Below are 18551 nucleotides of genomic sequence, written 5' to 3'. Positions count from 1 at the left end.
GCGGTGGCCGCCCTGGCATGCCATCCTGGCATCTCCGCAGAATAGCCTGTTCCCGATCGATGCCCAAATGAAGGCAGGGAACGGTCACGCAGGATCACGCATTTGCGAGGCCCGCCGGCCCGGCCGGGCAGCTGGGATGCCTGTTCCTGGCCGTATCTCCAGGGACTTCGGGCCGTATCGAGACGGGGCCGGGGCAGGGAACGTCTTGCCGGCCGGGTCCTCCGGCCTCACGCCGGTGCCGCCCTTCGGCTGTGCGGCCTTTGCGGTCCCGGCCGAGGCCCAATCATTGTCCGCGATCAAGGCGCGCGCTAGAGGAGGGGCCCGGCAAGCGAGGGCCCGAGAGAACGTGTCGTTCAGGATATCTGCCACCACGCGCATCGTGATCGGATCGGCGCTTTTTGCCCTGGCGTCGAGCGCATTGCTTTATCTGTTGCCTCCGAGCCCGGCCGATCCAACGCTCCGCGGCACCTTCCGTTTTTTGCAGGGACACGCCTACCTGATCCCCGTCAAGTATTTCAGCGGCGAGCTCAACGCTGCGCGACTGTATGAGGATGATCGACCTCTCGGCCCGGCCAATAGCGACCGCCGGGAGATCGAGACCAAAGGCGCCGGCCGGTTCGAACTTCACCGGGACACAACAAATTGGTTCGGCCCGGTCCTGGTGTTCTCGACAAGCGACAATACCGACCCGAATAAGAATGGAAGAAAATATCGCCTCGAGTGATGACGGCGCTTCAAGGCTGCGCGAGGCTAGAGCATGATCCGGAAAAGTGCGAAGCGGTTTTCCCTCGCGACAAACGCGGAGCGTTTGCGCGGAGATCATGCTTAGACAAAAGAACTATAGCGCGATGACGATTCGACCCAATCTCATCGCGCTTTAGGGAGCGATCCAGATACCAAGCGCGATGATCGCGATGGAGATCGCGATCACCAGCATGTCCGTCGTGAGCCAGTCGGGCATTCCGGTTGATGGCTTGTCGCTCATGTCAGCGACTCCTCTGTTCGCGTCGAGCCCGCATCTTGGAATGCCTGCCTGCGAACGCAGGTGAAGCAGTTCACACAGAAAACGGGAAAGGTGACAACTCGAATTTTGATCACCCGCGCGCGTTGAAGTTGCGATGCGCGATGCGGATGTCGTCTGGGTTTCTGAACATGTTCTGCAGGCAAGATCGGCGAGAGCAAGCGAGATCAAGGATTCGGACTGCGGACGATGTGACCAATGGAGTTTGCTCGCTTCGTTGAAGATCGCCCACGACGCCAGCGATAGACCCGCCGACATCAGCATCATCCGGCGGATCGGATGCCTCGCGGAACGGTATCCCGGTGCGAGGCGACGTAGTCGATCTCGCCACGCCCAATCCCGATATCCATCAGCTCCCGATCGCTCAGGCTGCAAAGATCGGTGCGCAGCCGCTCCCATTTGCGCCATTCCTGAAATGCACCCCAAAAACTTTGGAGGGTGCGGGGGCCACGCGGCGTGGATGCGGTCGTCCGGGCTAAACTCGTCGTCGTGTAGGTCGTGCTCATTGCTGCACCTCTTCTCCACCCGGACAAGGTGCCTCAGCGCGATTGTGCGCGCTTCACGGGCGGCTTACATTTTCCTCACCGGCAGCTTATTCTTTGCGCCAGGCGGCCTTGCAACAACCGGAGGCCCACCCGAGGGATTGGCACCTTGCGCTATCTCTTCGAGGAGTACGCATTCGACACGGACCGGCGCGAACTGCATCGTGACGCGGACCTGGTTCCGGTCACGCCACAGGTATTCGATCTGCTCGACTATCTGATCCGCAACAGGGAGCGGGTCGTCAGCAAGGACGAACTCATCAACGCCATTTGGGACGGGCGCAGCGTGTCCGATGCGGCGCTGACGACCCGTCTGAATGTCGCCCGCAGTACAATAGGCGATTCCGGTGAGGAACAACGCCTGATCAGGACACTACCCCGCAAGGGCTTTCGTTTCGTCGGCTCGGTCCGCGAAGCGAATGAAGCGTCCACTGCCTTGGCGCCTTCCGACGATGAATCCTCAAACAGGCCGCTGACGGTGCCTGAGCGGCCGTCGATCGCCGTCCTGCCATTCCAGAACATGAGCGGCGATCCGGAGCAGGAATACTTCGCCGACGGGATGGTCGAGGAGATCACGACCGCACTGTCGCGATTCAGGTGGTTGTTCGTGATCGCCCGCAATTCGAGCTTTACGTTCAAGGGCCGGGCCATCGATATCAAGGAAGTCGGGCGTAAGCTTGGTGTGCGGTATGTCCTTGAGGGCTCCGTACGAAGGCGTCGGGCAAGGTCCGCATCGCGGGGCAGTTGATCGACGCAGTGACGGCCGAACTGCTGTTCGGCACGACATCGCGACCCGACGGGCAACTCAGCAAAACCTGTCACGCCTAGCGTGCGATATTTCGCTTTATCAGAAATGCAGTGTGAAGAGAGGGCGGAACGAAGAGCAGGACTCGGACAAATCATGTCGCGAGAATGCGAAGCTGCGTCCCCACCCACATCTGTCATCGCCCGGCTCGACCGGGCGATCCAGTACGCCGCGGCCTCTCGGCTCAAGCATCAGCGTCTCTGGAATACTGGATCACCCGCATGCGCGGGTGATGACACCGCCTGTTTAAACGCGAACGGCAATGGCATCGGCGCATCAACCCGCAAAAATTCGCGATTGCCCGCCGCCTTATCTTCAGGCAATGACTGTCGGCAATGAACAAGAGCTTCGAGGAAACTGCCGCTCGCCTGGCGCCGGCGATCTTTGTCGTGCTGTGGAGCACGGGATTCATCGGCACCAAATACGTCATCAACAATGCGGAGCCGCTGACCTATCTGGCGATCCGGATGGCGTTCGTTGTGGTGGTGATGGCTGTGATCGCCGCGGTCGCGCGGCCGAAATGGCCGGACCGGACGGGCGTGTTTCACAGCACAGTCGCCGGCCTTCTGGTGCACGGCTTCTATCTCGGCGGCACCGCGATTGCGATCGCGCATTCGATTCCCGCCGGGCTCTCGGCCTTGATCCCGGGGCTGCAGCCGATCCTGACCTCGACGATTGCCAACCGCTGGCTTGGCGAGCGCGTCACGCCGCTGCAATGGGGCGGGCTGGTGCTCGGCCTCGCCGGCGTCGTGCTGATCCTGCACAACCGGCCGATGACGGGCGAAGCGGGGTGGGGCTGGCTCGCCTCCGGCGTCTCGCTGATCTCGATCACGCTCGGCACGCTCTATCAGCGCCGCTACTGCAACCAGATCGACTGGCGCGCCGGCAATCTGGTGCAATACATCGCGGTGACGATCTTCTTCGGCATAGGCGCCTTCCTGTTCGAGAGCAATGTCGTGCACTGGACCAGCGAGTTCGTGCTGGCGCTGGCCTGGCTGGTGTTCGCGCTGTCGATCGGCTCGATCGGGCTGTTGTACTGGCTGATCCGCCACCATGCCGCGACCTCGGTCGCGAGCCTGTTCTATCTGGTGCCGGCGGTGACCGCGCTGATGGCCTATGTGCTGTTCGGCGAACGTTTAGACTACGTCGCGATCGCCGGCATGGCCGCTTGCGCCGCGGCGGTGCTGCTGGTCAACCGTCGCACCTGATCCTTGCTCTAATCCTTGCCGCGAATCTTCGCGTAGGCCGCAAGCGCACGTTCGCGGCCCTGCTTGTGATCGACGATCGGCCGCGGATAGCTCGTGCCGAGCTCGACGCCGGCGCCGGCTTGCTCGATCGGCGTTGCGGTCCAGGGCTGATGAATCAGCTCGTTGGGCAATCGCGCAAGCTCCGGGACCCAGCGCCGGACATAGGCGCCGTCGGGATCGAACTTCTCGCCCTGCAGGATCGGATTGAAGACGCGGAAATAGGGCGCGGCGTCGGCACCGGAGCCGGCGACCCATTGCCAGTTCGCCGGATTGGAGCCGGCATCGGCATCGACCAGCGTGTCCCAGAACCATTGTTCGCCGGCGCGCCAGTCGATCAAAAGGTGCTTCACCAGGAAGGAAGCGACCACCATCCGCACCCGGTTGTGCATCACGCCGCTGTGCCAGAGCTCGCGCATGCCGGCATCGACGATCGGATAGCCGGTCAGGCCGCGTTGCCAGGCCTTCAGCGCGCGCGCGTCGCGCTTCCACGGAAAGGCGTCGAAATGCTGCTGCAGATTCCGCTCGGCCAGGTCGGGGACGTCGAACAGCAGATGGCGGCAGAACTCGCGCCAGCCGAGTTCGCTGAGAAATTTGTCGATGTCGCCGGCCAGGCGCGGGTGCTCGGCGGCGGCGAAACGCGCGGCGTGCCAGAGCTGGCGCGGGCTGATCTCGCCGAAGCGCAGATGCGGCGACAGGCGCGAGGTGCCGTCGCGGTCGGGCCGGTCGCGGTCGTCGGTGTAGCCGCGGACGCGATCGTCGAGGAATGCCTTCAGCCGCGCCTGCGCCGCGGCTTCGCCCGGCGTCCAGTTCTCGCGCAGGCCGCCGGCCCAATCCGGCCTGACAGGTTCGAGGCCCCAATCGTCGACGGCTTCGCTGGCGATGCCGCTGACGGAGGTGAGCTTCTTCGGCGCCGGCAGCGGCTTCGGCGGATCGCCAAGCCCCTGCACGCGCCGCCAGAATGGCGTGAAGACGCGCAGTCCCCGGTTGTCCTTGTTGCGGATGGCCTTGGGTTCGACGAGCAGGTCGCCGGGGAAAATCTGCGAGTCTCTTCCGTCGCTTGCCAGCGCGGCCTCAACGTCGGCGGCGACAGCTTGATGCGGCGTCTGCGCGATGTCGTTGCAAAACACGGCGCGCGCATCGGTTTCACGCGCCAGCGTGGCGATCACGGACGCGGCCGGTCCGGTGCGCAGCACCAGCGTTCCGCCGATTGCCTCGAGACTCCTGCCGAGCGTGCGCAGCGATTGCGCCAACCACCAGCGCGTCGCGCCCCCGAGGGGGCGCGCGGCTGGAGGTTTCAGGGCAGGGCTTTGTTCGTCGCGAACATAGAGGCCAACCACGGGCACGCCGCGGCTGGCGGCTTCGTGCAGGGCCGGGTGATCCGACAACCGCAGATCGTCGCGGAACCAGACGATAACAGGCTGCGCGCGGGCCACCCGGAGGATGCGTATCTGCCCTTACTTTGGCTGCGGCACGATGCGGATGTAGGGCTTCGGCTCCTTCCAGCCCTGCGGATAGATCGTCTTGGCCTCGTCGTTGGTCACCGAGCCCGCGATGATCACGTCCTCGCCCTGCTTCCAGTCGGCAGGCGTGGCGACGCGGTGCTTGGCGGTGAGTTGCAGCGAGTCGATGACGCGCAGGATCTCCTGGAAGTTCCGGCCGGTGGTCATCGGATAGACCAGCACCAGCTTGATCTTCTTGTCGGGGCCGATGATGAAGACGTTGCGCACCGTCTGATTGTCCGCCGGCGTGCGGGTGAGGGGATCGCCGGACGTCGAGGCCGGCAGCATCTCGTAAAGCTTGGAGACGTTGAAGTCGGTGTCGGCGATCAGCGGATAGTTCGGGGCGGCGCCCTGCGTCTCCAGGATGTCCTCGGCCCATTTGGCGTGACGATCCGCGGGATCGACCGAGAGGCCGATCAGCTTGATGCCGCGCTTGTCGAATTCCGGTTTCAGCTTGGCCAGCGCGCCGAGTTCGGTCGTGCAGACCGGGGTGAAGTCCTTCGGATGGGAGAACAGCAGGGCCCAGCTGTTGCCGATCCAGTCGTGGAACTTGATTTTGCCCTCGGTGGTCTGGGCCTCGAAGTCCGGTGCGGTCGTGCCAATCGGAAGTGTCATGATTTTACCTCATCTCATTGATGTTGCATATGAATTTGTATTTGAGGCGATCGGTTCCATTATAGGACGGGACAAGACTTAAGTGAACTGGTTCATGAAAAAGGTGAGATTGTTCTCACGGCTGGGGAATTCCAAGCAACTTGTTTTGATCCAACCCCCTTCGACGAAATATCAGATGCGGCACAAAAGCTTGGAAATGCCCAGATAAAGCCGCTTATCGCCGTCATCACGCCGGCCCCGGCTGCTATAGGACTGAACCGTGACAGCTTCCAAAGCGACCAATTGGCAACCATCTAAAAATCTCGGAACGCAAGTTTCGAATCATTAACCACTCGTTTACGCCCGCATGGAAAAGCTGGCCTAAGATAGGAATTGAAAGCTCCCACAATGTCCGCCCCAAGTACCAAGACCGCTGAGGCTCTCAGCGGTGCGTTACATCCATCCTGCCGCAAGACCGCTGCCCATGCGCTGACCATCGTGCGCGACGGCGTGATCACCGGCGAAGGCCCGACCACCAAGGGCCGTATCCATTTCTCCCGCTCACTCGACGCCGATGACGCAGCCTGGTGCGCGCTCATCCTGACGGCGGCCGCGGTCGAGCATCAGCCGGTCAGCCGGGCTGAGATCGAGGCACTGTTTTCGATCAACGAGGCCGCCGCCGAGCGCAGCGATGACGGCAGGTTCGACGATCTGCTCGCCAAGGCGATCGCCCATCATGCCGCCTCGGAGTCCGGCCTGCCGGTGCCGCCGCGGACGGTGGCGCTGTCGCCCGACACCGAGATCGATCGCTGGGCGCCGACGCAAGGCGCCAAGATCGACACCAAGGTTCTGGAATGGATCGCGGGCCAGATGCGCGGCCAGCGCCGCACCGGCCGTGCGCTGGCGGCGATGGTGGCGACGCTGGTCGGCGCGACCGCGCTGCCGCTCGCAGCCCAACTGCCCAACGTGTTCGACATCGGGATGATGTAGGCCATCATCCCGAGTGACTAATCTTGACGAGAGCGGCGGGGATTACTTCCCCGCCGTTTTCTGTTTGCCGTCGGTCTCCTCGAGCCCGAGCGTCCGCCCCGGGAATCCGGCGACGTCGAAATAGCGGGTCGAGAGCACGCGCTGGAATTTCAGCACAGTGCGCAGGCCATTGGCCGACGGCTTCTTCGACATCAGGGTGCCCTCGGCCATCTTCGGCACGATGCCGTTCGGCAGCGCTTCCGACATCACCCGGCCGATCAGCCCGCCATTGTTCGGCGCACGCAGGCCGAGCAGCTGCGCGGCGGTCATGCCGACATCGGCGTTGCTGACCGGCAGCGGATCGACATAGCCCGCCTTGAAGTCGGGCCCGATCGCCGCGGTGAAGTTGAAGGTGTCGCCGCGGCTGAAGCTGCCATGCATGCCCTGGCCCTGGCGCAGCACGGTGTCGGCGATCTGCACCGAGCAATTGGTCGGGATCGCGCAGCCGCTCGACCAGGAGCGGAAATTGACCACGATCGACGGGTTCGGCGTCACTGCCTTGCCCTTCAGATTGAGGTTCGACATCGGCAGCGTGCCGGGGAAGTTGCCGAGCTTGTCGTCGACAAACAGGCCGCTGACATAATCCTGCTCGAGCAGCGCCTTGATGACGCGGTCGGCGAGCTTCTTGTCGCGGTTCGGCAGATAGATCAGGTCCGAGCCGCCATTGGTCGCGATCACGACATCGGGCTTGGCCGGGTCCTGGCCGAGCACGCCGTTGCCGGCCTTCGGATGGGCGTTGTCGGTGACCTTGGCGTTCTTGTCGTTGGGGTCGAACAGCGGCAGGTTCAGCGCCTTGGCGAGATCGATCGCCAAAAAGCCCATCGGCAGGAAATCCTTCGGCGTGTCGTCAAAGGCGATCTTGGCCGAGGGGCTGGTCTTGCTCTCCTTCGAGATCGTCGAGAAGCCGTGGTCGGAGGAGACCATGATGTTGGTGTTGGCGGAAAGCCCGAGTTCGTCGAGCGCCTTGCGGAGCTGGGCGAGGTTGTTGTCGGCATTCTTGATGCCGGCCATCGAGGTCGGGCCGTTGATGCCCGGCGTGATCGTGTTGAGGCTGTCGCCGGTGTTGTGCTGGCTGCCGTCCGGATCGCGCGACCAGAACACCAGCACGAACGGCTTGTTGCGCGCCTTGAACATCGGCAGCACGACCTTGGTCGCGACATCGGCCATGTAGGCCTGCTGGGCGACGTTGGCGACCGTCGTGCCCGGTGTCTTGGCGTCGCCGGCCTTGGCGTTGTCGCCGCGGCTCGGGGTGGCGAGCGGCAGGCCGGCCTTGGTCAGCGCCTCCTTCACCTCGTCGGAGAGCGGCACGCCGGTCTTGCCGCCGGTGGAATCGTCGACCACGATCGTGTTCTTGCCGCGATCGGTGTGGTCGAACAGCAGAGTCGGGCCGACCTTGCCGATGGCGGCGGTGCTAAAGCCCTGGCCACGGGCCATCTTCAACAGCGTCTCCTCGTTGAGGTAGTCGCCATTGAAGTGATCGTCGACATCGGCGAGCACGGCGTCGTTCTCGATGAACGGCACCACGGTGTCGCCGGCCGGCACCGAGGTGTAGCCGGTATAGATCGTGTTGGAGAAGGTGCCGGTGTCGCCGAGATAGTGCCCGGTCGAGAGCGCCGAGCTGTTCGCCATCGTGAAGGTCGGGAACAGCGAATGCGAATTCTTGAAGTTGATGCCCTTGTCGCGGATCTCGGCCATCGTCGGTGCCGTCTCCGGCGTCACGATGCCGCCGCGCAGGCCGTCCGGAACGAACAGGATGAGGTTGCGGGGCTTGGCGTTCTGCGCCGCGGCGGCGCCCGCCGAAAGCGCGATCATGCTCGCGGACAGTAACGTAATGGCTCGACGCATTCTTTAATTCCCCCAAATGAAGCCCGCGGCAGCCCGCCGCCGCCTTCGTTTAGTTTTGCCACATGACAGAAATGTTACAGTGTCTGCTCGGCGCCGAAACTGCCGGATTTTTCTTGGCGACGGCCGGTCAGCACACCTTCATTCCGCGGGCTGAGTCGCGGCTCTCTCATTGCGCGCAGCACTACCGGCATGTCCGTACCGTGCATAGAGCGCAGGCAGCACGGCAAGCGTCAACAGGGTTGCGCTGATCAGCCCGCCGATCACGACGGTGGCGAGCGGCTTCTGCACCTCGGCGCCGGTTCCGGTGGCGAATGCCATCGGCACGAAGCCGAGCGAGGCCACCAGCGCGGTCATCACGACGGGCCGGAAACGGGTGAGGGCGCCTTGCTCGATGGCCTCCCGCAACGGCACGCCGCGCTCGCGCAATTGCCGGACGAAGCTCAGCATCACGAGCCCGTTCAGCACCGCAACGCCTGAGAGCGCGATGAAGCCGACCGCCGCCGAGATCGAGAACGGCATGCCGCGGAGCCACAGCGCCGCGATGCCGCCGGTCAGCGCCAGCGGCACCGCGCTGAACACCAAGAGGGCATCGCGCGCCGAGCCCATCGCCGCCAGCAGCAACAGGAAGATCATCGCAAAGCAGGCCGGCACCACGACGGCAAGGCGCTGGCGCGCCGCCGCGAGATTTTCCGACTGGCCACCCCAGGTCATCCAGTAGCCCGGCGGCAGCTTCACCGATTGTGCGACGTTGGCCTGGGCTTCCTCGACCACCGAGCCGAGATCGCGGCCGCGGACATTCGCGGTGACCACGATGCGGCGCTTGCCGTTCTCGCGGCTGATCTGGTTCGGCCCTTCGGTGAAGGAGAACTGCGCGACGCGGTTGAGCGGCAGGCTCTGCACAGGTGAGTTCGGCGTTGCCTTCGGCAATGCGACCGGCAAATTGCTCAACGCCTCGAGATCGGAGCGCACGCTCTCCGGCAATCGCACCACGATGTCGAAGCTGCGATCGCCCTCGTACACGACGCCGGCATCCTGGCCGCCGACCGCGGTACCGATCACGTCGTGCACTGCGGAGACGCTCAAACCGCGCCGGGCAATCGCCGCCTTGTCGACCTTGATCTCGAGGATGGGGAGGCCGCTCGTCTGCTCGACCTTGACGTCGGTCGCGCCGCGCACGCTCCGCAGCGCCGCCGCAACCTGGTTGGCAGCCTTCTGCATCGGCTCGAACTCGTCGCCGAACACCTTGACCGCGATGTCGCCACGAACGCCGGCGAGCAGTTCGTTGAAGCGCATCTGGATCGGTTGGGTGAATTCATAGACGTTGCCAGGCAGCCGGCCGACCGCCTTCGAGATATCCCCGATCAACTGCTCCTTGGTCATCGACGGATCCGGCCACTGCTCACGTGGCTTCAGCATGATGAAGGTGTCGGACGCATTCGGTGGCATCGGGTCACTCGCCACTTCCGGGGTGCCGGTCTTGGAAAAGACGAACGACACCTGCGGAAAGCGGCTGACGGTCTTTTCGACCGAGAGCTGCATCGCCTGCGACTGCGATAGCGACGTGCTGGGAATCCGCAGGGCGTGCATCGCGATGTTCTTCTCGTCGAGCGACGGGATGAACTCCTGGCCGAGGCGAGAGAAACCGAACAGGGCGGCCCCGAACAGCACGACCGCCACTGCGATGACCGGGATCGGTGTTGCAACCGCCCGCCGCAGCAGGGGGTGATACCAGCGCTTCAGTGTGGCAACGAGGCGGTTTTCCTCCTCCTGTACGCGGCCGCTGATGGAGATCGCGATCAGCGCGGGAACCAGGGTCAGCGACAGCACGAAGGCCGCGGCAAGTGCGAGGATCACCGTTAGCGCCATCGGCTCGAACATCTTGCCTTCGACCCCGGTGAAGGTAAGGAGCGGTACATAGACCAGCAGAATGATGGCCTGGCCGTAGAGGCTCGGCTGGACCATTTCGACCGCGGAGGCGTGCACCGTCGCCAGCCGCTCGTCGCGCGTCAGCACGCGGCCAAGGGCGCGCTGCTTCTCGGCGAGGTGACGCAGGCTGTTCTCGGTGATGATGACGGCACCGTCGACGATCAGGCCGAAATCGAGTGCACCGAGGCTCATCAGATTGGCGCTGATGCGCCCCTGCCACATGCCGATAGCCGTCATCAGCATCGCGATCGGGATCACCAGGGCCGTGATCAGCGCGGCGCGGAAATTGCCGAGCAGCATGAACAACACCGCGATCACGAGCAACGCGCCTTCAGAGAGGTTACGAGCCACGGTGCCGATGGTCGCATCGACGAGCTCGGTGCGATCGAGCACCGTCGTGACCTCGACACCGGGGGGCAGGGACGGCGTGATGCTCCGAAGACGCGCGTCGACTGCGGCCGACACCGTTCGGCTGTTGGCGCCGATGAGCATCAGCGCCACGCCGACCACGACCTCGCGGCCGTCTTCGCTGGCGCTGCCGGTGCGGGTCTCGCCGCCGATCGACACGGTTGCGATGTCGCGTATCCTGATCGGAACCCCGCCACGGGTGGTGACGACGACGGCGCCGAGCTCATCGATGTTCTGGAGACGGCCGCCGGACCGAACCACAAGACCTTCGCCATTGCGCTCGATGTAGCGCGCGCCGCGGCTGACATTGTTGCTCTCGATGGCCCTGGCGACGTCGGCAAAGGTGAGGCCGAGCGCGATCAGCTTCGCCGCGTCGGGATAGACGTGGTACTGCTTGAGGTAGCCGCCGATCGAATCCACCCCGGCGACGCCCGGCACCATTTTGATCCGCGGTTTGATGATCCAGTCCTGCACCGTGCGCAGATAGGCGTCTTTCTCGACGTCGCTTTGCAGCATCTGGCCATCAGCCGTGAGGAAGCGTCCGTCGCTCTGCAGACCCGGCGCGCCGTTGGCCGGCGCCGGCTGCCCGGAGAAATGCACGGACCACATGTAGACTTCGCCAAGGCCAGTCGAGGTCGGGCCCATCCGCGGCTCGACGCCTTGCGGCAGGCGTGCCCGGACTTCCGTCAGGCGCTCGCCGACCTGCTGGCGGGCGAAATAGATATTCGTCGCTTCGCTGAACACCGCGGTGATCTGCGAGAAGCCGTTGCGTGACAGCGACCGCGTGCTTTCCAGCCCGGGCGCCCCTGCTAGTGCGGTCTCGATCGGGAAGGTGACCTGCTTCTCGATTTCCGCCGGCGACAGTGCCGGCGCGAGCGTATTGATCTGGATCTGCTTGTTGGTGATGTCGGGCACCGCGTCGATCGGCAGCCTGGTCAGCGCAAGGCCACCGAGGAACATCGCGATCGCGGCGAGAGTGACGACGACCCAGCGCCGCTGGATGGCAAGGCCGATGATGCGCTCAATCATGGTCGTGCTCCGCCTCGTCCTTCTCGATCTCGGCCTTCAGCGTGAAGGTGTTCTGCACCGCGATAGTTTCGCCGGCTGACAGGCCGGCGACGATTTCGATATCGTCGTCGTCTTCACGGCCGGTCCGCACCGACCTGGCCTCAAAGCCATCGGCATCCCGCACGAACACGGTCGGCGTCCCCTTGATGGTTTGAATCGCCTTCTTCGAGACGATCACGGTCGACGGCGCGTCTCCGAGCGGCACTTCTGCGGTGACGAAGGTGCCGGGCTTCCAGCGGTGGTCCTTGTTGGGCAGGGTCGCGATCACGCGCGCGTTCCGGGTATCGCGGTCGAGCAGGGGGCTGACGAAGATTACATCCGCACTGGTCTCATCCTCGGTGCCGATGGCGCGAATCTTGACAGACAGACCTTCGCGGACCGCGGCGATGTCCTCGGGTGAAACCGCCAGATCGACCCAGACATCGTCGAGATTGACGATGACGTAGAGTTCGCTTTCCTGCCCCTCGCGCCCGATCAGTCCGCCAAGATCGACGCGCCGTTCGGATACCCGGCCTGAGATTGGCGAGCGCAGGAATTGGGTTCGCAGGCTCTCCGGCGGCTGGTTCGGCAGGTCGGCGATCTCGCTTTCCGACAGGCCCAGCGCAAACAGCTTCTGCCGTGCGCCGTCGAGCTTGATCTGGGCGTCGTTCGCGGTCAGCCGCGTGCGCAGGAACTCGTTCTCCGACACGACCCGGGTCTCGACCAGCGTCTTTTGCCTGGCGTAGAGGGTTTGCCGGAGATCGTTGGTGAGCCGCGCGGCGAGGTATTCGCTCTTGGCGTCGGCCACCTCGCGGCTTTCGATCGCAGCCACGATCTCGCCCTTCTCGACGACGTCGCCGAGGCGCTTGCGCAGTTCCGTGACCGTCGCAAGCACGCGCACCGAGACGCGGCCGATATGGTCGGCGTCGGGAATCATTGAACCCGGCGCGAGGAAATGCCGCTTCAACATGCCGCCGCTGGTTTGCGCGAGCGTGATGGCGGCGTCGCGAATCTGGTCTTCGCTCAGCTCGATATGTCCGGCGGCCTCATGCTTGGCCTCGGCCTTCGCTGTGCCCGCGGTCGCAGTCTCCTGCGTCGTGGCCGGAAATTGGACCGGCCAGCCGATCCATCCGGCTGCCAGAACGACCAGTGCAATGCCGGCGGCGACGCCGGCGAAAAATAGAATGATCCGTTTCATCTGCGCCTCCGCAGCGCACGCTCCTGGCCGTGCGCCGTCGCAACTTCGTTCTGTGCGGAAACATGCTCGCCGCCTGACGGCGGCGAGTCGCGGCCGGTTAAGCCGGCCGGATCAGGCGCGTGGTGGTTTGAACGGGGAGAGGTGACCGGCTGAAGCCGGCGGCTGCACGCTCGCGTCACTATATGTATGCGGCGCGTACGCGATGGCGATCACAGTATCCTGCGGGATCATGGGGGCGACGTGCGTCAGGCAGTGATCGCAGTGAAGCGAAGCCGGATGAGCAGGAGCCTTATCGCCGGTTTCGCTGCTCGATTGTGCGATCGAGACAGCAGATCCAGTGTCGTCGACACTGTCGCAGGCGCAGGGGTGAAACAGCGACAGCACCAGCGCAAGCGAAATCAGTCCCGCAAGCAGGCTGCGCCAGCGGCGCGATCCTGTTGCGTGAAGGAAAGACTGAATCATGGTGCGCGAAGCGTCCATGGCACCTCATTAGCGCCGCGACCGCGCACATTCAAGTTTGGGTTCGCGACAGATTGGCCGTGGATACTATAACGTTACACGCTATCTGCGGTTCGGCGCATCAGCCAGCGGCGCGCCGCGACGACGGCCCAGATCGCTTCGACCAGGCCCGAACGGCCAGGCGCCTTGCAGGAAACCGTAGGCCGAGCCGAGCGCGCAGGAGACCGCGAAGGCCAGGATGAACCAGGGGCTGCGATCTTCGGCCGCATAGCAGACGAGCATCATGGTCACGGCGAACAAACCGAACAGCGTGAGCGCATCCATCGCGCAGGTGAACCTCGTTATATCGATGTTGATATCTGAGCATGCCTGGGGTGGAATATCCATCCAGCGTCGCCGCCCGGAAGGACTCCCCCATGAAGCGCATGCATGTTCACGTCGCCGTCAAGGACATTTCGCAATCGATCGGCTTCTACTCGGCGCTGTTCGGGGCTGGGCCTACGGTCGTGAAGTCAGACTATGCCAAATGGATGCTCGACGATCCCCGCGTCAACTTCGCGATCTCGAGCCGCGGCCGCGAGCCGGGCCTCGATCACCTCGGCATTCAGGTGGAGAGCGCGGAAGAGCTCGGCGAGGTCTATGGACGGCTGCGCAAGGCAGGCGGCGAGGTCATCGAGCAGGGCCAGACGGTGTGCTGCTATGCCAAGTCGGAGAAGTCGTGGATCGACGATCCCGCCGGGATCGCGTGGGAGACGTTCCATACGACGGGCGAGAGCATCGTCTATGGCGACGGCACCGGCGAGCGAACCGCGCGCGTCGCGCACGAGAAGCCGGGCGAGACACAAAGCGCGTGCTGCGCGCCGCAGCCCCAGATCGCGCCTTCAGAGACATCGAGCTGCTGCCTTTCCTGAACAGAACAATTCGCGTCGATGAATTGCGTCGACGCGTTCGCCGGTCGTGGGTATTCCGTCCGGCCATCGGGTGGGACTTCGGAGCCCGCTGCAATCGGCGGTGGTGGACTTGGCCGACTGCCTATCGCCGCTTGAATGCAGCAGTAGATTCTAGCCGATCTTCGTATGAACGGTTTGAGGCACCTCGCGGGCGCTGACGCACCACGCTACCGCTGTAAGCAAAGGCTTAATGCCTGCTACATAATATCCCGCGATCAACTGCCCCCCGCGCTAACCGCCGGTCAACCATGCGGCTTCTGCCACTCAAGGATCCCGAGCGGTCCTGGCGTCACATCAAGGCACAATGGAGGAAGGACGCTGAAGGCGTCGGTGAGGATTTTCCACCATCGGAGGCATCACCGCTTTCGAGGCGCTGGCGTCGAGAGAGGGCGACAGCCAGGGGCTGTATCACCTGACCGACGGCGAGCGCGTCCATGCGGTCTGCCAGGTGAGACGTCTCTTGATCAGCAAGTATACCGGGCCGGCGCTCAGTGCGCGGTTCGTCAACGTCTCTCCGATCTATGATCTCGGCCTCACCGATTCCGGCAGTTACGGGCAGATGCTCGTGGCGCTGTTCTCGGGTGTCGTCTGGCTGTCGAGGGATGCGCTGTCGGCCACCCATATCCGTTTTCTTCTGAAGAGCCCGGGCGATTCGCAATTCTTCGCTGCGCTCAAGGTCGCGACGCCATATTCACCGTTCTCGAAATTCACCATCGAGGGGGCGCTGATCGAGTGCAGCCTGAAGGAGGCCGGCGCGGCGTCCGGAGCTGTCTCCTGACGGTGGATCGCTTCTGGTCTGCATTCCTCTTAACCGTCCGATAACTGATTTTCCTAACCGCCCCTTGGGTTGTGTTCCCCTACAAGGGCAGCCGCAAGGGGCGGAAAATGTCGGTTGTCTCCACGAACAGCGCGATGCCGGAATACCGGCGGCTGTCGATCAAAGGTGTGTCGCGCACCACAAGGATGGGCGCCATCCAGTGGCTCGTCTTGAGTGCCGCGCTGCTGGTGCTCGCGATCACGCTTGGCACCGGCTATCTTGCGCTGCAGTTTCGCGAGCGTGCGCTCGAGATGTCCGAACGCGAGCTCAACAACACCGCGCTGTTGCTGTCGCGGCATTTCGACCAGCAGCTTGTCGATCTCCAGCACGTCCACGACGACGTCGTGAATTATTTGCGGGCCGAGCAGGTCGAGACCGCCGATCAGTTCGAAAAGAGCATGTCCCTGCTGAGCGCGCACGAAATGCTGCGCACGCGGCTGGCGACACTGCCGCATGTCGGCGGGCTCAATCTGTTCAATGCCAAGGGATGGCTGATCAACTCGTCTGAGATGTGGCCGGTGCCCGACATCAGCGTCGCGGACCGGCGCTATTTCCAGGAGTTCACCTCGGGACGGCCCACGTCGCCCGTGATCGTCGAGCCGGCGATGAGCAAGGTGACCGGCAACTGGACCACGATCTTTGCGCGCAAGATCACCGGGCGCAATGGCGAGATCATCGGCTTTGCGAGCCGCGGCGTCGAGCCGAGCCATTTCGAGGATTTCGTGGCCTCGCTGGCGCTGAACGGCGACACCGTGATCTCGATCATCCACCGCGACGGTACCATCATCGCGCGCTATCCGCAGGATGCCAGCGTGGTTGGCCGCAACATCGCCGATCAGCCGGCGTTCCGGAAGGTCATCAGTCTTGGCGGCAATCTGTCGGGACGCTTCGTCGGCGCGTCGGGCGACGAAAATGTCGGGGCCGTGAAGTCACTGTCGCACTTTCCGATCCTGATCCTCGCCACCACGCGAACCTCGAGCGCGCTGGAGGACTGGCGTGCCCAGACCAAGCTGCAGTTCTGCGCTGCGGTGCTCGCGGTGCTGATTGTCATCATGACGATCTTCCTGATCGTGCGGCAGCTGCGGCGGCAGCACGACGCGGCTCAGCGCCGGCTGTCCGAGCAGAGCCAGCAGCTCGACACCGCCATCAACACCATGACGCAGGGTCTGCTGCTGTTCGATGACTCGGCGCGGCTCGTGATCTGCAATCAACAATATATCGACATGTTCGGCCTCTCGCCCGACATCGCCAAGCCGGGATGCCATCTGCGCGACCTGATCCTGCATCGCCAGGCGACCGGCTCTTTCGTCGGCGATGTCGATGCGTACTGCGCGCGCTTCATCAACCCGGACAGCGACAAAGTCCAGGACGCTGTGATCACGATCCCGGACGGCCGCAGCATCCATCTGATCTACAAGCGCTCGCCCGACGGGGGCTGGGCCACCACGCTCGAGGACGTCACCGAAGGGCGGCGCGCGCAGGCGCGCATCGAATATCTCGCGCATTACGATGCCCTGACCAATCTGCCGAACCGGACGCTGCTGCAGCGCCACGCGGAAGGGCTGCTGCTCGAGCCGACGGCGCGCGAGTTCGCGAGTCTTTATATCGATATCGATGAGTTCAAGCGGATCAATGACACGCTGGGTCATCTGATCGGCGACGAATTCCTCCGGCGCGTTGCCGAAAAGCTGCGCCAATCGGTCGGCTCGGGCGACTTCATCGCGCGGCTCGGCGGCGACGAGTTCGCCATCGTCCAGCGCGACATTGCCTCGGATGACGACGTCAGCGACCTGGTTGCGCGCGTCTATCAGTCGCTGCGCACGCCGTTCGACTGTCTCGGCCATCGGCTGTCGAGCGATGCCAGCATCGGCGTCGCGATCGCACCACGCCACGGCTCCGACCTGTTCGACTTGCTCAAATGCGCCGATCTGGCGATGTACGCCGCCAAGGCGGCCGGTCGCAGGACCTATCGGTTCTTCGACCCGGCGATGGAGAAGCACGCCAATCTGCGTCGGGCGCTGGAGGCCGACTTGCGAACCGCGCTGGCCGACGGCGGCTTCGAGCTGCACTATCAGCCGCTGGTCGATTTGCGCAGCGACGAGGTCACCGGCTGCGAGGCGCTGCTGCGCTGGCGGCACCCGGTGCGCGGCATGATCTCGCCGGCCGAGTTCATACCCCTTGCCGAGGAAACCGGCCTGATCGAGGAGATCGGGCAATGGGTGCTGCACACTGCCTGCACCGAGGCGACGGCCTGGCCCGCGCATGTGCGGCTCGCGGTCAACGTGTCCCCCGTCCAGTTCAAGTCGGAGACGCTGGCGCTGAAGGTCGCGAGCGCGCTCGCCGAGAGCGGGCTCGACCCGCGCAGGCTCGAGCTCGAGATCACCGAGGCGGTGCTGATCGCCGACGACGATGCGGCGCTGGTCACGCTCGGCCAGCTCCGCGCGCTCGGTGTCCACATCGCGCTCGACGATTTCGGCACCGGATACTCGTCGCTGCAATACCTGCAGCGCTTCCCGTTCGACAAGATCAAGATCGACCGCAGCTTCGTCAAGGAAGTCACCCGCAACAGCGGCTCGGCCTCGATCATCCGCGCGGTGGTCTCGATCGCCGCCGACCGCAACATGATCACCACCGCCGAGGGCGTCGAGACCGACCAGCAGCGCGACACCGTGCAGATGCTCGGCTGCACGCAGATGCAGGGCTATTTGTTCAGCAAGCCGGTTCCCGCGCAGGACGTCCGGACGCTGCTCGCAGCCGATGCGGTCGAGGACGCGGCCTAGGTATTTAGTCCCAAGCTTTGATGGTGCATTCTGATTCGAAGGATGCGCTATGGGACAGGTTTTACACGGCTGCGCCACCACGACGGAGGCAATCCGTCGAGCAATACAAGATAGTCAAGAGAGCCTGAGAGCGCTCGCCAGGCGCTACGGGATCAACCAAAAGACCGTCGCGAAGTGGAAGGGGCGCGAGACAGTCGCCGATCTCCCGACAGGCCCAACGGAAGCCAAATCGACCGTGCTTTCCATCGAGGAGGAGGCGATCATTGTTGCTTTCCGGCGGCATACGCTATTGCCGCAATCGACGATTGCCTCTATGCGCTTCAGCCGACCATCCCACATCTGACGCGATCATCCCTGCATCGCTGTCTCCAGCGCCACGGCATC

General features: G+C 63.9%; 14 protein-coding genes and 3 pseudogenes. 8 read left to right on the top strand and 9 right to left on the bottom strand.

The genetic code is table 11. From position 1 onward, the window contains the following. The first annotated feature begins 346 nt into the window (after positions 1 to 346). A complete protein-coding gene (locus K359_RS0124300; RefSeq protein WP_245284707.1) occupies positions 347 to 724 on the top strand; it encodes a hypothetical protein in 378 nt (125 codons plus the stop codon). Positions 725 to 877: 153 nt separating this feature from the next. Here K359_RS0124300 and K359_RS63370 read toward each other — a convergent pair whose 3' ends face one another. Together K359_RS63370 and K359_RS59010 are read right to left on the bottom strand one after the other, a co-directional pair. After that, positions 878 to 1288, bottom strand: a complete 411-nt coding sequence (locus tag K359_RS63370; RefSeq protein ID WP_165122992.1) for a hypothetical protein — start codon at positions 1286 to 1288, stop codon at positions 878 to 880. After that, positions 1285 to 1527, bottom strand: a complete 243-nt coding sequence (locus tag K359_RS59010) for a DUF1127 domain-containing protein (RefSeq protein ID WP_084518492.1) — start codon at positions 1525 to 1527, stop codon at positions 1285 to 1287. The genes K359_RS63370 and K359_RS59010 overlap by 4 nt, the downstream gene beginning before the upstream one ends. A 145-nt stretch (positions 1528 to 1672) precedes the next feature. Here K359_RS59010 and K359_RS52835 point away from each other — a divergent pair. Together K359_RS52835 and K359_RS0124285 are read left to right on the top strand one after the other, a co-directional pair. Next, positions 1673 to 2325: pseudogene (locus K359_RS52835) on the top strand (winged helix-turn-helix domain-containing protein); the annotation flags it as partial. A 378-nt stretch (positions 2326 to 2703) separates the two neighbouring features. Beyond that, a complete protein-coding gene (locus tag K359_RS0124285) occupies positions 2704 to 3576 on the top strand; it encodes a DMT family transporter (RefSeq protein ID WP_029081668.1) in 873 nt (290 codons plus the stop codon). An 8-nt stretch (positions 3577 to 3584) separates the two neighbouring features. Here the strand turns inward: K359_RS0124285 and K359_RS0124280 are convergent, their stop codons facing one another. Both K359_RS0124280 and K359_RS0124275 read right to left on the bottom strand, forming a co-directional pair. Further along, entirely contained in the window at positions 3585 to 5048 is a 1464-nt protein-coding gene (locus K359_RS0124280) for a deoxyribodipyrimidine photo-lyase (RefSeq protein WP_029081667.1), read from the bottom strand. Positions 5049 to 5069: 21 nt separating this feature from the next. Continuing rightward, positions 5070 to 5729 carry a peroxiredoxin gene (locus K359_RS0124275; RefSeq protein WP_029081666.1) on the bottom strand — a complete coding sequence of 220 codons (660 nt, stop codon included), beginning with the start codon at positions 5727 to 5729 and terminating at the stop codon, positions 5070 to 5072. Positions 5730 to 6116: 387 nt separating this feature from the next. Between K359_RS0124275 and K359_RS0124270 the strand changes: the two genes are divergently transcribed. Further along, positions 6117 to 6698, top strand: a complete 582-nt coding sequence (locus K359_RS0124270) for a hypothetical protein (RefSeq protein ID WP_029081665.1) — start codon at positions 6117 to 6119, stop codon at positions 6696 to 6698. A gap of 42 nt (positions 6699 to 6740) precedes the next feature. Here the strand turns inward: K359_RS0124270 and K359_RS0124265 are convergent, their stop codons facing one another. From K359_RS0124265 to K359_RS52830, 5 genes and pseudogenes are all read right to left on the bottom strand, one after another. Next, the gene (locus K359_RS0124265; RefSeq protein ID WP_029081664.1) at positions 6741 to 8582 is read right to left on the bottom strand and encodes an alkaline phosphatase family protein; all 1842 of its coding nucleotides are present in this window, start codon (positions 8580 to 8582) and stop codon (positions 6741 to 6743) included. A gap of 138 nt (positions 8583 to 8720) precedes the next feature. Beyond that, on the bottom strand, positions 8721 to 11945 hold the full coding sequence (locus K359_RS0124260; RefSeq protein WP_029081663.1) for an efflux RND transporter permease subunit: 3225 nt from the start codon (positions 11943 to 11945) through the stop codon (positions 8721 to 8723). After that, entirely contained in the window at positions 11938 to 13161 is a 1224-nt protein-coding gene (locus tag K359_RS0124255; RefSeq protein WP_029081662.1) for an efflux RND transporter periplasmic adaptor subunit, read from the bottom strand. Before K359_RS0124255 ends, K359_RS0124260 begins: the two co-directional genes overlap by 8 nt. A gap of 111 nt (positions 13162 to 13272) precedes the next feature. Beyond that, positions 13273 to 13641 (bottom strand): hypothetical protein, encoded by a 369-nt coding sequence (locus tag K359_RS61480; protein WP_156928642.1) that lies wholly within the window; start codon positions 13639 to 13641, stop codon positions 13273 to 13275. A 74-nt stretch (positions 13642 to 13715) separates the two neighbouring features. Next, positions 13716 to 13944, bottom strand: a pseudogene (locus K359_RS52830) (hypothetical protein). A 92-nt stretch (positions 13945 to 14036) separates the two neighbouring features. Here K359_RS52830 and K359_RS0124245 point away from each other — a divergent pair. From K359_RS0124245 to K359_RS52825, 4 genes and pseudogenes are all read left to right on the top strand, one after another. Further along, on the top strand, positions 14037 to 14531 hold the full coding sequence (locus K359_RS0124245) for an ArsI/CadI family heavy metal resistance metalloenzyme (protein ID WP_029081661.1): 495 nt from the start codon (positions 14037 to 14039) through the stop codon (positions 14529 to 14531). Positions 14532 to 15030: 499 nt separating this feature from the next. Then, on the top strand, positions 15031 to 15348 hold the full coding sequence (locus K359_RS0124240) for a hypothetical protein (RefSeq protein WP_029081660.1): 318 nt from the start codon (positions 15031 to 15033) through the stop codon (positions 15346 to 15348). A gap of 107 nt (positions 15349 to 15455) precedes the next feature. Continuing rightward, a complete protein-coding gene (locus K359_RS0124235; RefSeq protein ID WP_029081659.1) occupies positions 15456 to 18167 on the top strand; it encodes an EAL domain-containing protein in 2712 nt (903 codons plus the stop codon). Between the two features lie 49 nt (positions 18168 to 18216). Then, positions 18217 to 18551: pseudogene (locus K359_RS52825) on the top strand (IS481 family transposase); the annotation flags it as partial.

The sequence above is a fragment of the Bradyrhizobium sp. th-b2 genome, from assembly GCF_000426785.1.
In the GTDB taxonomy this organism is placed as follows: Bacteria; Pseudomonadota; Alphaproteobacteria; order Rhizobiales; family Xanthobacteraceae; genus Bradyrhizobium; species Bradyrhizobium septentrionale.
Note: the sequence above shows the minus strand (reverse complement) of the source record. Positions and strands in the feature narration are given on the sequence as shown.